This window comes from Acidithrix sp. C25 (genome assembly GCF_904848545.2).
The window spans coordinates 306,575-322,106 of the sequence record NZ_CAJHCI020000010.1 but is presented as its reverse complement, the minus strand read 5'-3'; the positions used below and the strand labels follow the sequence as shown (position 1 = coordinate 322,106).

The 15,532-nt window shown below is 47.2% G+C and carries 13 protein-coding genes and 1 pseudogene; 5 read left to right on the top strand and 9 right to left on the bottom strand.

Going from position 1 to position 15,532, the window contains the following annotated elements; all coding sequences use genetic code 11:
- Positions 1 to 27: 27 nt before the first annotated feature.
- The 6 genes from ACIDITHRIX25_RS77160 to ACIDITHRIX25_RS77135 form a co-directional block, all read right to left on the bottom strand.
- Positions 28 to 363, bottom strand: a complete 336-nt coding sequence (locus ACIDITHRIX25_RS77160; protein ID WP_201733096.1) for a 4Fe-4S binding protein — start codon at positions 361 to 363, stop codon at positions 28 to 30.
- Positions 360 to 2,063 carry a precorrin-3B C(17)-methyltransferase gene (gene cobJ, locus ACIDITHRIX25_RS77155; protein ID WP_201733095.1) on the bottom strand — a complete coding sequence of 568 codons (1,704 nt, stop codon included), beginning with the start codon at positions 2,061 to 2,063 and terminating at the stop codon, positions 360 to 362. The genes ACIDITHRIX25_RS77160 and cobJ overlap by 4 nt, the downstream gene beginning before the upstream one ends.
- A complete protein-coding gene (locus ACIDITHRIX25_RS77150) occupies positions 2,060 to 3,322 on the bottom strand; it encodes a bifunctional cobalt-precorrin-7 (C(5))-methyltransferase/cobalt-precorrin-6B (C(15))-methyltransferase (RefSeq protein ID WP_201733094.1) in 1,263 nt (420 codons plus the stop codon). The genes cobJ and ACIDITHRIX25_RS77150 overlap by 4 nt, the downstream gene beginning before the upstream one ends.
- Positions 3,312 to 4,370: a cobalt-precorrin-5B (C(1))-methyltransferase gene (locus ACIDITHRIX25_RS77145; protein WP_201733093.1), complete on the bottom strand. Its 1,059-nt coding sequence runs from the start codon at positions 4,368 to 4,370 to the stop codon at positions 3,312 to 3,314. Before ACIDITHRIX25_RS77145 ends, ACIDITHRIX25_RS77150 begins: the two co-directional genes overlap by 11 nt.
- Before the next feature lie 27 nt (positions 4,371 to 4,397).
- Entirely contained in the window at positions 4,398 to 5,210 is an 813-nt protein-coding gene (cobM, locus tag ACIDITHRIX25_RS77140) for a precorrin-4 C(11)-methyltransferase (RefSeq protein WP_052604763.1), read from the bottom strand.
- A 101-nt stretch (positions 5,211 to 5,311) separates the two neighbouring features.
- Positions 5,312 to 6,352: a GGDEF domain-containing protein gene (locus tag ACIDITHRIX25_RS77135; protein ID WP_201733092.1), complete on the bottom strand. Its 1,041-nt coding sequence runs from the start codon at positions 6,350 to 6,352 to the stop codon at positions 5,312 to 5,314.
- A 586-nt stretch (positions 6,353 to 6,938) separates the two neighbouring features.
- Here ACIDITHRIX25_RS77135 and ACIDITHRIX25_RS77130 point away from each other — a divergent pair.
- From ACIDITHRIX25_RS77130 to ACIDITHRIX25_RS77110, 4 genes and pseudogenes are all read left to right on the top strand, one after another.
- Positions 6,939 to 7,352: a hypothetical protein gene (locus ACIDITHRIX25_RS77130; protein ID WP_201732502.1), complete on the top strand. Its 414-nt coding sequence runs from the start codon at positions 6,939 to 6,941 to the stop codon at positions 7,350 to 7,352.
- A complete protein-coding gene (locus ACIDITHRIX25_RS77125; RefSeq protein ID WP_201733091.1) occupies positions 7,279 to 8,436 on the top strand; it encodes a DDE-type integrase/transposase/recombinase in 1,158 nt (385 codons plus the stop codon). Before ACIDITHRIX25_RS77130 ends, ACIDITHRIX25_RS77125 begins: the two co-directional genes overlap by 74 nt.
- Positions 8,436 to 9,199, top strand: a pseudogene (gene istB, locus ACIDITHRIX25_RS000000104405) (IS21-like element helper ATPase IstB). Before ACIDITHRIX25_RS77125 ends, istB begins: the two are co-directional and overlap by 1 nt.
- A complete protein-coding gene (locus ACIDITHRIX25_RS77110; protein WP_201731841.1) occupies positions 9,196 to 9,573 on the top strand; it encodes a hypothetical protein in 378 nt (125 codons plus the stop codon). The pseudogene istB and the gene ACIDITHRIX25_RS77110 overlap by 4 nt, the downstream one beginning before the upstream one ends.
- 1,442 nt (positions 9,574 to 11,015) lie before the next feature.
- On the opposite strand, the gene ACIDITHRIX25_RS77105 is transcribed toward ACIDITHRIX25_RS77110, so the two are convergent.
- Complete coding sequence (locus tag ACIDITHRIX25_RS77105; RefSeq protein ID WP_201733090.1) at positions 11,016 to 12,056, bottom strand: GGDEF domain-containing protein; 1,041 nt, start codon at positions 12,054 to 12,056, stop codon at positions 11,016 to 11,018.
- Positions 12,057 to 12,471: 415 nt separating this feature from the next.
- On the opposite strand from ACIDITHRIX25_RS77105, the gene cobI reads away from it, so the two are divergent.
- A complete protein-coding gene (cobI, locus tag ACIDITHRIX25_RS77100; protein WP_283770424.1) occupies positions 12,472 to 13,191 on the top strand; it encodes a precorrin-2 C(20)-methyltransferase in 720 nt (239 codons plus the stop codon).
- A gap of 322 nt (positions 13,192 to 13,513) precedes the next feature.
- Here cobI and ACIDITHRIX25_RS77095 read toward each other — a convergent pair whose 3' ends face one another.
- Both ACIDITHRIX25_RS77095 and ACIDITHRIX25_RS77090 read right to left on the bottom strand, forming a co-directional pair.
- The gene (locus ACIDITHRIX25_RS77095; protein WP_201733088.1) at positions 13,514 to 14,971 is read right to left on the bottom strand and encodes a cobyrinic acid a,c-diamide synthase CobB; all 1,458 of its coding nucleotides are present in this window, start codon (positions 14,969 to 14,971) and stop codon (positions 13,514 to 13,516) included.
- 43 nt (positions 14,972 to 15,014) lie between these two features.
- Positions 15,015 to 15,464, bottom strand: coding sequence for a cob(I)yrinic acid a,c-diamide adenosyltransferase (locus tag ACIDITHRIX25_RS77090; RefSeq protein WP_249685729.1), 450 nt, complete (start codon positions 15,462 to 15,464; stop codon positions 15,015 to 15,017).
- Between the last annotated feature and the right edge of the window lie 68 nt (positions 15,465 to 15,532).

Here is a 15,532-nt window from a genome sequence, read left to right as displayed (position 1 = left end):
GCTTGTCAACGGATTTGAAAAGTCAGATTAGGTTTGACCAGGTGGTGAACAAAAGACTAAAGATCCCTTGGGACAGATTTCGACGCATTCGCCACAACTATTACAAAGATCCTCATCGATGAAGATGCCAATGGTTGATCCATGAATTGCTCTTTGGGGACAAGTTCTAATACAGGCGCCGCATCCTGAACAGGTGTCAAGGTCAAATGCGATTTTTTGAATCGAGTTTGACTCAGCGATGACCTCTGCTTTTAATTGTCTTTTGTCTGTGAGAGGTAGCGCCTGGGTAATTTTGAGAGGTAGCGCCTGGGTAATTTTGAGAGGTAGCGCCTGGGTAATTTTGAGAGGTATCCGCTGCATCATTTTGAGAGGTATCCTCTTGGAGTGGTCATCAATCCATCGACAATAAAGGTTGTTGAGGAGCCCACGACCACTGTAGTAGTCATCGTAACTATGTCGGTGTCGATCTCATCTAGGGTGGTAACTATTACCTCTTGGTTTGGCCTATAGGCATCTTTTACTATCCCGATCGGGGTAGTGCCCGGGCGTGAAGCGGCAATTATAGTTAGCGCCTCGTTGAGTTGCCAATTGCGTTCTTTGGATCTTGGATTATAAAAGACGATTCCAAAGTCTGCCTCAGCGGCAGCTTCAATCCGCTTTCGAATTATTTTCCATGGCGTCATGAGGTCGCTCAGGGAGATATAGCAGTGGTCGTGGCCGAGAGGGGCGCCCAATAGCGATGCTGCTGAAAGACCAGCTGTCACTCCTGGTAAGACTGAGATCGAACTGCTTTGGCGATCTTCAAGTGGGAGCTCGTTTTTTAGCTCAAGAACTAATGTTGCAAGGGCGTAGATTCCGGGATCCCCTGAAGCAACCAAAGCTACATTGTCTCCCATTCTTAGATGAGAAAGGCTCTCTTGTGCGCGTTTTGTCTCCTGGCCAATCGGTGAAGAGAGGATCAGTTGAGAAGGATTGAGGAGATGTTCGATTTGGTTGATGTAGCCATCAAAGCCAATTACAACATCGGCATCCAATAGAGCCCTTATCGTCTTGGGCGTCACGAGATCCATAGAGCCAGGCCCCAATCCGCAGATGCTTAGGTGTCCCTCTCGGAGCGCTTCGGCAATTGCAATTGTGACCTTTGGCCCCTTTTGTTTTTCAATTAGCAGTTGATTGGCCTTGGAGCTAAGCAGTGCGGACGCTTCGGCTACCGAGGTGGTGCCCACAAAAGATCGAACCAATTCGTTGCCATTTGGAGTCGTTATCTTGTCTAGCTCGCTTGGGCTAAAGCTGGCAATTGGAAGATCTAATCCGCAGATAGCTGGGTGGTTGGCTCGTTTATCGATGGTGGCGACGAGAGCTAGAGCCTCGGGGGTTATGTCAAAGATGCCAAGGACCTCATCTAGCAGAAGGCGAGAATCGCCACTACTTGCGTCGCTGGAGGCGCCAACTCCTAAGACCAAATTTTTTGGAATCAAGACGACTCGCAAGGTTGAGTCGTCTTGATGTAAAAACTGCTCTATTTGGCTTTTTTTGTTTGATATTAGAACTTCATTTAACTGAGATCGTGAGTCATCCATTGCTTTGGATCTAAGCATTGGGGGTAACCAATGATTAGCTGGATTGAGAACTTTAAATCTCTCTCCTCGGCTCGTGCTTGTGATGAACCCTGCGACTTGACCGATGGCTCTAAATCCTCTAAAGGCGTCAATTGCTAGGGATTGGCTTAGATCTGAGCTCGTGGTGATAATTGGGCGAGCCGCTAGAAGCTGGGCAATCTCTTGTGCGCTCTGGTTAGCTCCTAGGTGTGCTCCAAGGATCGGAATTACATTCTCGCCATTTGAATCGATCACTATTACTTTTGGGTCTTTATATTTGGTTGTTATAAGCGGGGCTATGATTCGTATAGCGGCGCCAAGAGCCATAATCAATATAAGTTCGTTTTTCGACTCCCAATTTTCGGCTAGTGATTCGTGATTGAAAGTTAGTAGCCGTGAATTTGGGATTCGTCGCGCAATTAAATCAAGATCTGCATCCTTCAAAGTGAATACAAAGCGGCTCATAGTTGCGCTTTCTCATTCCATGAAATAAAGACTGGATTGTATCCATCTATTCGGTTGCCGGATTTTCCAAGAGGGGTTGTTCGATAGATTTGAGCCATTACCTGATTTCCAAGGAGATCGTGGGTCCTTTGCGCATTCTCTAGAGTCGCTGAAGTGGCCACTATTATCGATTTGGTTCCAAAGAGCCTAACTACTTCTTCGAGGATTTCGGTACCACCTCCGCCTACAAATATTGAGCTTGGTGTCGAGATCTTATCTAAATAATCGATCGCGTCACCCTCTATGACCTTGATTGCAAGTTCTAGGCGCGATGCATTTTCTTTTATTATTTCAATGGATTCGTGCCGTCGCTCGATTGCCACTAATTGAAGGTCGGGACGCTGTCTAGCCACCTCAAGGCCAACAGAGCCTGAACCTGCACCAATATCTAGGACTAAGGTGCCAAATGGCAATCTCCAAGGCGCTATCTTGCCTACCACCAATTCGCGTATCTCTTTTTTTGTGATCATTGATCCAAATGAGTCAAATTCAAATTGAGAAAATCTTTTTGATTTTGGATTGAATGCGTCGGCAAGTTTAGAAGTTGAAACGGCTGGAGAGTCTCGAGTCTTGGCATCTTTTTGGTATGCAATTACTATTGCGAGTGCTTTTTTATCGATCTCATCCATTTCGAATGGAGCACCATAGATAGCTTGGCTGGAGTGGTTGAGATCGGTTGCGATTTCGATCTCGTAGTCAGTGCGGGAAAATTCATAGATCTTTTGGACGACATAGGATGGGGGTGTCGTCTTAGAGGTCAACACTGCTATCTTGTGGACACCAAGGCGAAGGTGGCCGCCAAGTTCTCTTTCGAATAGGTCGAGATCGCGTCCTACCCCAGAGATGACAGCTGCATCTTCCCAATTCATCCCTAAAAGTCCAAAGGCCCTAGATATTGACGATGGCTTAGGGCAGATATGGAGAGGCACCTCCGGAAAGATCCGTCTAAGGCTGGGGATTGGCCCGAAGAAGGCTGGATCTCCTGAAGCTAGAACTAGGATCGGACCATCAAATGTTACAGCCTGCATCAGTGCTTTGGTGTAGCCTTCGTCAAAGAGATGGGTTGAAGCGATCTGAATCGAAGGGGGAAGCTGGAGATTTTTCAGATAGCTCGATCGAGACAGGATGACTATCTCTCCTCTTAGTTGTCCGAGCCAATGAGGAGGAATTCTCTGGGTTAGATCGCCCTCAATTCCGAGAATAAAGATCTCAGTGGGCACGGCAAATCTCCATTGATCCGTCAAAGTCGCACATCACCATCTGGAAGTCGCTTATTTTTGGAAGTTCTAGCTTGCAATTTTGGTATGCGCGTCGAGTTAGTTCGTCCAAAGGGGCGATCTCGCCTTCGCCGATACAGACTTCATAGAAGTGTCGGGCGGTCTCAGTGGCTGTTGCTGCAGTGAGAATTTTACTGTTTGTAGTAGTCATCTTAGAGACCTCGTCCAAGATGGTGGTGTCTAATGCACTTCGATGAAAATGTGTCATCAAAAAACCACTTGCAATCTTGGTGACCTTGCCGACCATTCCGACCCAGGTAACCTTCTCGAAGGCGTAGTGGTTGGCGCGCTTGAGGGCAATTTTAGTAAAGTCTCCAATTTCAACGAAAGAGACCAAGTCAAGGTCGGGCCGTTTCGATATTGCAAAGGCTTCACTGCGAGACCCTGTCGCCAGGCATAGCTCGTTAGCCCCTTGAGCTGCAGCAACGTCGATCTGTTGGACCACTGAAGCCCGGTAGGCAGCTGTGGAAAATGGTCGTACGATGCCGGTAGTTCCTAAGATGGAGATCCCGCCGACGATTCCAAGGCGATCATTTGTAGTTTTTTTAGCCATCTCCTGGCCACCGGGGACACTAATCGTTACTATGAAACCGAGATTGCTCACTTCACGTATTGCCTGGGCTATCATTCTTCGGGGAACCGGATTGATCGCTGGGTCACCTAGAGGAAGCCCTAGCCCCTCCTTGGTGATGACCCCCACGCCATCGCCAGCCAGAAAGGAAATTTCTTCGTCAGCTCTTTGGGTCAAGGAGGCACATATCATCGCCCCATGTGTACAATCAGGGTCATCTCCAGCATCTTTTATTACAAAGGCTTGATCGTTGTTCCACCCCACCATGAACGATACCCTTGAACCATCAGGGAGAGGAACCTCGATCTCATTGGGCTTTTGGGCGGTGCAGAAAGCTATCGCTGAGGCTTTAGCGGCTGCGCTGGCACAGGTTCCAGTAGTCCAACCGCTCTTTAAATTCTTGACTGGAGTGGGTGACAACTATCTCCCCTTAAGCTTTTTGGCTGGTCACAGATGAGCCGAAGTCGACTTTTTTGCTCTTCTACCAATCGTGGTACCAGGAAGCGATCGCTTTCTAAAGACGTGGGCGAAATCTGGCCTATAGAGGTGAGAGCGTTCCGCCTGACCCCCAAGGGCTTCGCCGACTAGGACAAGTACCGTTCTCTTTGCCCCCGTTGCTCTTAGGGAAGATGCGAGGTTCCCCAAGGTGGTCTCAATAATTTTTTCGTCGGGCCAGCTAACGCGGATCGCAATTACGACTGGAGTCTCGATAGTAAAGGCGCTATCTTCACAAAGTAGAGCTTCTTGCATTCCCTGGGGATCGGCTATTGACAAAAAGATTCCAATCGAGCCACCGATTTTAGCGTAGGATGAGAGCTTTTCCCGCTCTGGCATCGACGCGGAGGTTCGAGATGCAATTCGAGTGAAGACGACCGATTGTGAAACCTTCGGTATCGTAAGTTCCCGGCCGATTCGTGCCGCTGTTGCAGCTAGTGATGTAACGCCGGGGATTATCTTGTAGTCGAGGCCGTGGGCTATGCATATATCTATTTGCTCTTGAATGGCCCCATAGACAGAAGGGTCTCCTGAATGCAGACGGACGATATTTGATTCTTTTTCGGTTTTATATACCTCGATCACGTCTTCTAAGGTCATCGATGCCGAGTCATAGATTCTAGGAGAAGCGCTACAGTGGTCGAGAATGGTTTCTGGCACCAGTGATGAGGCCCAGATGACGATGTCAGCAACGGCCAACGCCTTGGCTCCGGCGATGGTAATGAGCTCGGGATCTCCCGGCCCGGCCCCTACGAAACTTATCAATTAGATCTCCTAAAGAGTTGTTCGTCAAATTTATAGCATTGAACGAATAACTTAGTTTAGACCGCATGACTGGCCTATTATCTGACGGATCATCCGATAAATTAAATGTACACCATGTGAAATCGCTTATTACTGTTTCCCTTAGATCGATATAGGGCATCGTCGGCAGCTGAAATCAGGTTATCAATATCGTGATCGGGAGTTGCTACCACCGCTCCGCAGGAGAGCGGGCTCACCTTTTGGACATTGGTGACCACTCGTTCGATAAAGGCTTTGGCTTCGTCGCGATTTGAGACTAGCCCCATAAATGCGAATTCATCTCCGCCCCAACGTGCTACGACGTCAAATGGGCGAACGCTTTGTCTGATTGCCTTGGCTGTATCTATTAGGATTTGATCTCCCATCGGATGGCCATGAGTATCGTTGATCTCTTTAAAGCCGTCCATATCGATCATTGCCACAACTACAAAACCGCCATTTCTTCGGGCTCTATTGATCTCACGGGGCGCAACTAGATCCCATCCCTTGCGATTTGACGCGGAGGTCATCGAATCGGTAATTGCAAGTTGTCGAATCGTGTAATTTAAATACCCAGAGCTGATGGAGGCGATTACCACAGTTGATATGATAAGGATCCAGTCCGCCAGAGGTTCGTGTGGTCTCGCCCCAAGGATGAGCGCCACGGTATATGCGACGATGATATATCCGACATGACCAAGTGATTCGGCGGTGGAAAGAAATGAAAATACATAGAGTGCAACCCATACATAAAAGACGATTGCCAGATTGGCCGGACGGGCGCTGTATCCAATGGATACCTCAATGGTAATTGTGGTGGTGCATCCAAGAACAATAACATTGATCCCAACGCGGGGGATTTTTTCCGCAATTATGTATATGCCAACACCTAAGAGCAATGAGACAACATCTAAGATGTCAATGATCTGAGTTTGGGGCGACGGGTCGGTTATCAACGAGACCGAAAGACCCATTATGCTCGCGATTATCACAAAGAGGCCGAGCCACTTTCCTCTCGAACCAGTAGTGAGTGGAAGCGCTCTTGGTGCGTCGGTTAGCCAATGGTAGAGTTGCGTATCTTGAGCTATCTTTGAAATACTGCTTGGTCTGGTTAGGGCTGGCACTCGACGACTCTCTTTATATTCTTCTTGGACCTTATGATGTTCTTCTTGGAACTACGTGTGTGATTCAAGGAATGGCCATGCTGTGATCTTGTATCTTTGACAATTGATAATCACCTGTCGCCATATCCTTTGCTGGCTGAACAAGATGATTGCTATATCGCAATTAAAGTCATCTTCTTTTAGTCTTTTTTGTATTTGTTTTGCCGAAAGGGGTATCCCGATTTGAGATTCTCATGTAGCTACTGATATAGGTAATTGTGACTATTGATCGACTTTGGTCTTTTAGATGCATTGATTTGTGTCAACGGCCATTTGAAAATGCATGAATATGGCCATTTGGCATGAATGAATATAGCCACGAAAATTGCATACAGGATGACCGCCTAGCGTGACGGCCCACTCTCGGGTCCCCTGGACCCGAGAGTGGGCACGCAAAGGCGGTCTGGCTATCACTTTTTGAGAAAAAAGAAGAATGAGGGCCCTTATCTTGGGGCATTATGGATTTATCCAGTTCCTAATGCCGAGAAAGGGCCCAAAGTGAAGGATAGCAAAGAATCCATGGAAATTATTGAGGCTTACGATCTTTTTGGATCGTATAACGGAGCAGCGCAGTTCGTTGGCTGTTCTCCTAATACCCCTAAAGAAGTATGTTCAAGCAAGAAATGCCGGACAACTGATACGACAGGGTCAATATGAGAGGCGTCCTAAGGCCACCGATAAGTTCGCTGGCGTAATTGAGGAAGCCGTTGACAAGTCTAAGGCTAAGGTCCGGGCTAAGGCGATCCATGTCAGGCTGGTGGCGCTAGGTTATAACGGTTCAATTCGAAGCACTAGAAGAGCTGTAGCTACAGCCAAGGTCGCCTGGAGGAAATCTACGCAAAGAATCTTTTGGCCTTGGATTGCCGAGATGGGGAAATGGGCACAGTATGACTTTTCTTCATGGTCCTGTGATCGATGGGAAAAAGACCACACTCTTTCACTTCTATCTCCCTTTCTCTAAGGTGAGGATCGTTAAATGGATCCCGGATCAGTCACTGCCCAATGTGATTATGGCCTTAGATTACTGCTTTAGGTACATAGGGGGTATTCCGGCTTATGTACTCACCGACAACGCTAAGACTGCTGCGGTGAAGCATATCGCAGGGGTGGCTGTCATTAACCCCAAGATGGTCTCCTTCGCTAGTGCGTATGGCTTTAGTATCCAAACTTGCGTTGTCTATGATCCAGCATCAAAAGGTGGAGTAGAAGCTGCAGTTAGGGTGGCAAAAGAAGATATCTGCCCAAAAGACACCAACCTCGTTCAAAACTACAGGAACATCGCTGAACTTGAAGCTGCATGTGCCGCCTATACCACTTCTATCAACTCCGTTGTCCACTCAACCTCAGGCAAGATCCCATCAGTGGTACTTCAATCTGAGGCTATGACATTTCATAGCCTTCCTAAAGTGCCTTATCTCGGTGCTTATGGAGTGATGCGCAAGGTAGAGCCAAAGATGCCCATCGTTAGGTTCAACCACTGTGGTTACTCGGTACCAGCGAAATATCGTCGCGGAGTAGTCTATGTTCGCAGCGTTGGGGAAGAAGTGGTCATCGTAGCCCAGGAAGAAGCTGGTGGATATGTTAACGAAATAGCTCGCCATGCAAGAGGAGAAGCTTTCAGCTATGTCATTGACGATTCTCATAAGGAACCAGATCATCCCAATGGCCCACTTGTGAGGATGCCGATTCCGACCAATGAAACTCAGGCTAAGTTTCTTTCAATTACACCTGATGCTAGCCAATGGCTCATTAGGGCTTGTAATAGTGGAGCCAGCGGTATTGAAACCTCGATAGCAGATCTAGTGGGCTACGCCAATAATGAAGTCTCCTCTTCAATAATTGAGGAGTCACTTCGTCTTGGAGCCTTCAATCACTCGGTAATAGCTGATCTCTTGGTAATTCACAAAAGGTCAGCTCGTAGTGGAACTAAGGCCACTTCACCACAGAGTTCCAAACCACAGAGTTCTAATGGTGCATCTAGCTCACCACAGGGTCCCTATGGTGCATCTACTGACGCCTGGTCCAAACTTGCGGCGGTGTCATAATGGCCGATAATATAATCCAAGACGAGATCGAAGCTATGACCAAGCGTCTTAGGCTTCCTCATATTAGGCGGAGCTACTATGATTTAGCTCTTTCGGCCCGAGCACAGCGATGGGATCCCATGGAGATGATCCGGCTGCTATTGGAAATCGAGCTAAAAGGCAGAAATGCTTCTACGTTAGAGATTCGCCGCATAGCAGCGAATCTCCCCTCCAATCGAACCCTAGAGGGGTTTGACTCATCCATATCATCGATTCCAAATAGAACCATTATGGGATTGTCCAACTTGGAGTGGGTAAGACTAAAGAGAACTTACTGGTTCTTGGTCCTCCTGGAACGGGTAAGAGCTTTCTGGCGGAGGCACTTGCAAGTGCTGGAATCGAAGCAGGTTTCAGGGTAGCTTGGTACACCCCTGAAACTCTGTGTCGTTATATGGATATAGCTAAGGCCACTGACACCTTGGCGAAGATGATGCTCAAATTGATGAGAATGGATTTGATTGTCATTGACGACCTAGGAATACTTCCTATGAACTCTATGGAATCAGAGTCTCTCTATCGGGCGGTCGATGCTTGTTATGAGAAGACTTCAATGATTGTGACCTCGAATTACCCTATAGCGTCCTTCGACGAGATCATCACGCCTAGATCTCTCGCTGCAGCACTTGTTGATCGTCTGGCTCATCATGGCCATCTCATAGAAACCAAAGGAGACTCTATTCGCCTTAGCCAAGCTCTTTCGGGTAAAGGTGTGGTGCCACTATGAGCCAGAGACCAGCGTTAGATGATCCCTCCTATCACAACGATAGAGAGGCGTTAGATGATCCCTCTCTAAAGAAGTCCTGTCCTATCTGTGGAGGTCAATTTGTCTCAATCGGTCGACGCATCTATTGTTCGGCAACTTGTAAACATAGAGCCTATCGAAGACGCCATCAAGGATTGGTGAGCAATGCCATAGTTGGAATAAGTAAACCTCGTCGAAATATCAGTATCTATGAGTGTCCTTCTTGTGGAGTGCACGAACTCGGCATACAACGCTGTAGCGATTGTGGAGTCTTCATGACTCGCGTTGGCATTGGCGGGCTGTGCCCTCACTGCGACGAGCCTCTCGCAGTAGGCGAACTCATGGGAGAGATATAGAGATAACACTCTTAGAAACCCAGTAATAATCAAATAAGAGCCCAACCAAGGCCTAACATAGTCCTTGGTTGGGCTCTATCTATATAGGACTCTATCCGTGTAGTGCTCTATCTATATCGGCGACTATCAGGACGATTGATACATCCATTCGGTTTCTCGATTGATAGCTGCTGGTGCCCTACTGTCACCAGACTCGGAGAAATCTCCGTTCCTCATGAATCAAATGACCACACATGGATCTCACGCTTTAGACCCCACACTTTAGAGAACTAATGACGATATGTCTTAGCTCTTGACCAAAGAGAACCAACAAGGATAGCGAATCGTCACCATATAGACAAAGCCCACGGGATCCAACCCTTGTCGCGAATGTTCCACGATCTCATTGATTCGCCATGTCAACTGATTCGCCATGTCAACTTCATGCCCAAGAGCTGATGGGGCCAATTTGTTCGATTGCAAGCAAACCTATCGTCGCTCTATCGTCGCGTAACGGGCCATTGGGGTTCACGATGGGGCCTCTTGGTTGGGTTGGGTAACTTGCGGTGCCGTCACTACTCGCTAGTTCTCTAGAATCTAGAACCTAGAACCTCCACCTATCCAGGAACGTAATGGGGGTTATTGAGTTGTGAACGATTGCTACGCAAACGAAAGTTGAAATGTGGAAAACGCTTCGCGTTTACGCACAATCCAACGATCTTCGCCCACGAGGCTCTTTCAACCTGTAGCTACTACCCATAAAAAAGAATAATAAAGAGATCTTTTCCAAGTCGCCCTCAACGAAATCTCAACCCTATCTAAAAATCACACTGCGCCTCGATGGAGCACTTTCATCTAATCGACAATTAACTGCTCTTGGATGCAAGTTGGAGTAGTTAATAGACCTTTGCGACCAAAGGTTACATTATTTCACCTCCTCGACAAGAAATGCCCATAGAAGGACCGAATGAAATAGCTACTGTAATAGTAAAAAAAGCGGCCTCAGGTAAACGCGAGCTGTGGTAAAATGTGCAAAAGTGATGGCCACTTGTATGCATTCTTCGTGTCCACCAACTTGCAGTTCTCAATGGCCAGTAACAATTTGCTAGAGATGAAGGCTCGATCGATAGTATTTTACGAGCGTAGGCCAGATGAGGTCAAATTATGGCCTATCAATTCTTGTCAAAACTCACCAATATTTTGCCCTGGTTGCATTGTCCTGTTTGCAACGGGGTGGCATTGCACTCTAGCTGTGGAAAAGATGGGCCATTGCTCATGTCATATGGTGTTAGAGTTGAATATTACCTTCCACGGGTAGTTCCAAGTTTGTGGTTCCAATCTGGGATATGGCAAAAATCGAAGAGGTTTATGGTCGCAATTTAAAATGATGCTACTTTTTTCGATTATCACGAAGGCTCAACGGTGTTTTTGGCTTTTGATTGCTCTTGTAAGAAATTTATCAATCAAATGTCTAGCAATTGGTAGGACGTTTCTAGATTTCTTTTCGAGCGATAGAGCGCAGCGTCTGCAGCGTCAATCATCTCCTGTATCTCACGATCTGGTGAAGCTACAACAGCGCCACAGGAGATCGGGCTAACGCTTTGTATGTTAGTGACAACTCGATCAATAAATGCATTGGCGTCGTCTCGCGTTGCGACCAAACTTAAAAAGATGAACTCATCGCCACCCCATCGAGCGACTACATCAAATGGACGAACGCTCGCTCTGATTGCCTTGGCTGCACCTATTAGGATTTCGTCTCCCATTGGGTGGCCATGAGTATCGTTGATCTCTTTGAAGCCATCCATATCGATCATCGCCAAAACCACAAAGGCGCCATTTCTTCGAACTCTATTGAGTTCACGGGGCGCAGCTAGATCCCATCCCTTGCGATTTGATAGGGATGTCATTGAATCCGTAATTGCAATTTGGCGAATCGTGTAATTCAAATACCCAGAGCTTATTGACGCTACGATCACGGTTGACACAGTTAAAAGCCAGTCCGCTAGCGGCGCGCTTGGTTTGTCGCCATAAACAATTGCAATGGTGTAGGCGACAATGATATATCCAACATGACCAAGTGATTCAGCGGTGGAAAGAAATGAAAAGACATAGAGTGCAACCCATACATAAAAGACAACTGCCAGGATTGATGGATCTTTTCCGTATCCTGTTGCTATCTCTAGGGTTATTACCGAGGTGGACGCGATAACCACTAGGTTGATGCCAACCCGGCCGATTCTTTCAGCCATTGCGTATACTGCAAATCCGACGATCATAAATGCACCATTTAGGATGTAGTCAATTAGAAAGAAAGCTGGAGACCCGAGCGCGTAGGTTATGACGATACCCATGAAGCTTCCAGCAATCACCAATGCACTGATCCATTTGCCCCTTGAACCTGTGGTGAGGGGAAGTGAAGTAGGTGCGTCTTTTAGCCAATGGTTTAGTTGTGTTTTTTCAATTGCGCTAGCAAACTTGCCCGGCTCGCTCTGTTTTGGCATGTCGAAGGTCTACTTAGTCGTTCTGAAGGTTTTATGCCCAAGTGGCTTGTAATCGCATCTTGGTCCGTCGGGGCACATCATTTCTTATCTCTCGTCACTAGTCTGCTGAATCACTATTTGAGCGCACAAGACGCTAACTATATCGCAATTAAAAGTGCATCTCTTCAATCCTATTTATATTTCTTTTATCGAACTGTATTTTTTAATATTATCACAAAATACCACTTATAGTGTTGTTTGTATTCGCAATCATACATATCGACACAAGGGGCGTTTTTTAAGCGGTAAGTGAAAATTTTCTTAGCTGTTTTCCGTTAGAATCACTTCCTGGGAGCGACGGGTTAGTTGAATCTAAAATCCCTGTAAGATATGGTCCCTTGTTGGCGATTTAACGAGGAGAAGTAAACTGCGGCGGTTGTATGGTGTTGGGGTAGGCCCTGGTGATCCGAAGATGATGACTATCTTGGCCAAGGAGATCCTTGAGTCCGCCTCGATTGTTTTAGCGCCCACGGTATCGATGGATAGTTCTGGTCGCGCAGAAGAGGTTGTGAGAGCGATCTTGCCAAATCGTGAGATTGAACGGATCGTCTTTCAAATGACTCGGGGAACTTCTGGCCAAACTTTGCGTGAAAGTAGTGCAAAGGCGGCTGCACGAGAGCTATTTGAGAGATGTGCTCCAGATGAAGATGTAGCCTTTGTGACCCTAGGGGATCCATCACTATATTCCACGTTTTATCCGTTGGCTAGGGCGGTCTCGCAATTGGATAATGGCGTTGAGATCTCGATGGTTCCTGGGATACCAGCCTTTACTTACTTGGCTTGCCGCGTCAATATGGACCTTTTGGATAATAGCGAGCGGCTATATGTCGTAGCGGTAGTCCAAGACGAAGATCTCGATCGCCTTTGCGACCTCTTGGCTGACAGGCAGGCAACTGTGGTAATTTACAAGTGTGGGCGTCGTTTTGGCAAGGTCAGAGAGGCACTCGCCAAAACCGATCGTTTGAGCCAAGCGCTAGTTGGCGAACAATTGGGAACTCAGATTGAGAGAATCGTAGAAGCCTCCTTGGTGTCCGAAGACTATTTAAGTTATTTTGCCACCGTAATTTCCCCTGCGGTAAGGTCCGACTTTGGGTAGGAGCAAGATCTTCAAAATCTTTTTTAGTTTCGATCTTGATCTAACTCTAGAGCGCAAGGGTATCAACTAAAGGCCTTACTTGGGGTCTAAATCAATTGATCTTTTTGCAAATATTAGGATAGTTTTTTCCATCTCAGAGATGCGCCCAATGCTAGGAGAAATACCGACTCTAGGAGAAACAAAGCAATAAAGCCGAAGCTTTTTGCCACTAAAGAACTTCGGTGAGTATTTTTAGTTAGATAAGGATCATTTGGATTCGGGATAAATATGGATTCGGGAAACCAATGGTCTCGGCGCCAAAAGCTTTTAGCAGCTATTGCTTTTAGATGGTGCTTTTGTTCTGGAAGCTTCTTGCAGCCTCAATGAAGCGGCTCGCAGCAACTGGGTATCTTCCAAGGTGGAGATGAAGATAGCTAGCGTACAAGGTTGGGGATGCGAAACAGGAGATCGGCGAGTCGTCTGAAATGAGCGATTGAGTCTCGACATCGATCCTAGAGTAGTGAAATTCATGGCCGTAGATCGTTGATCCAGCCTCAAAGAGTAGGTTCTCGACGGTGGCCGTCGCTTTTTTGTAGCCTAGGGTTAGTTTTTTTGTCATCGCGCATTTGCAATCTAGGAGTCCGATTGACGGGATCTCGTCGATTGCTTGGGTGAGCCACATCAAACCACCGCATTCAGCCCATATCGGCATTCCATCGAGATGTCGTCTTTGAAGTTCCAAAGATAGGCCAGCGCTGTTTGTGATCTCTCTTGGGTAAAGTTGAGGAAATCCTCCAGAGGCTATGAGTCCAACTGCATCTTTAGGGAAGGCCTCTCTTGAGGGATCAAATGGAACGATTTGGCCGCCAGCTTCATTGATCAGGTCGATATTTTCTTGGTACATAAAGGAAAATGCCGCTCCTATGGTCATGGCAATCGGTAAGGGTTTTGACCTTGGGGCCAAATTCCTTGGCGCCGCTAAATGAGCACCAAGTGCTTTATCCTTGAGCCGAAGTTGGCTCGGTCGAGCCACTGACGTTGATTTCTCTAAGATCTCTTCGATGTTGATGGATTGGCTGAGGCGATCGGCTATTTGGTCGATTTGGGTCGCAACCATTTCTAAGCGCTCGAGGGCTGGTATAAGACCTAGGTGGCGCGATTCTAGATTCGGGAGCGAACCATAGGGAATATGCCCAAAGCATCTGATTCCCAGGTTGCTAAAGGCACCATCCATCAGCTGTTGATGGCGGGAACTCTTGGTCTTATTGACTATCACCCCAATTATATTGGAGTCGCCACTGGCCTTTCTTGCATGCTCGATAAATCCAGATGCTTGGGCCCCAATGGATTGAGACTGACCCCTGCCGTCTAGGACTAAGACTATCGGTAAGTTCAAGATTTTAGATATCTCGTAGGTTGAGTGGTGTGATCCTAACCTGGGGGGATCTCCTTTGATTGTTTTTTCGTCGATTCCTAGCTTGTCAGAGCCGTCGAAGAGTCCCATTACACCCTCTACGACAACGACGTCGTTGTCTTCGCATGCGCGATAAAAGGAGGTCGATACGCCATCTCTCCCCGTCATAAACGAATCCAAGTTGTAGCTTGGGCGTCCCGTTGCGATTTGATGATAAGAGGGGTCTATGAAATCTGGTCCAACTTTTGCAGCTCCGACTCGATAGCCAGCTTTTTTTAGTAAAGCCATTATTCCAATTGAGATAGATGTCTTGCCAACTCCTGATGCCGAACCAGCGATAAGGAATGATCTAAAGTCATTGTCTGGGATTTTTGTCTCCTGGGTCATTTTGATGAAGAATTAAATTGGCCGCAGTAATTTCGGGTCACCATCAAAACTCAATGCCTTTCTTTGCCCTGATTCCCTGGTCGTATGCGTGTTTGATCTTGCGCATTTCGGTAACAGTGTCGGCTATTTCTATCAACCCATCTGTTGCATCGCGTCCGGTGATGACAACATTTGTCTTTTTCGCGCGGTTTGTTATCGCTGAGATAACCTCATCTTCACGCACCCAATCGTACTTTATGGCGTAGGTAAGCTCGTCGAGAATTATCAGGTCGTAGTCGCCGCTGATAAGGAGGTCTCTAGCGACGCCAAAGGCGTGGCGTCCTTTAGCGGCGGTTTCATCAAGATCGGTCGATTCCCACGTGAAGCCATCCCCTAGGGTGTGCCACTCAATTCCCAGTGTGTCAGCAAGTTTTTTTTCACCGGTTTTGTATTTGCCTGACTTGATAAATTGAACGACAACTACTCGCCATCCACGCGCCCATCCACGTGACATGACTCCAAAAGCCGCCGAAGACTTTCCTTTTCCGTGACCTGTGTTTAGTAATACGATTGAATCTGCAA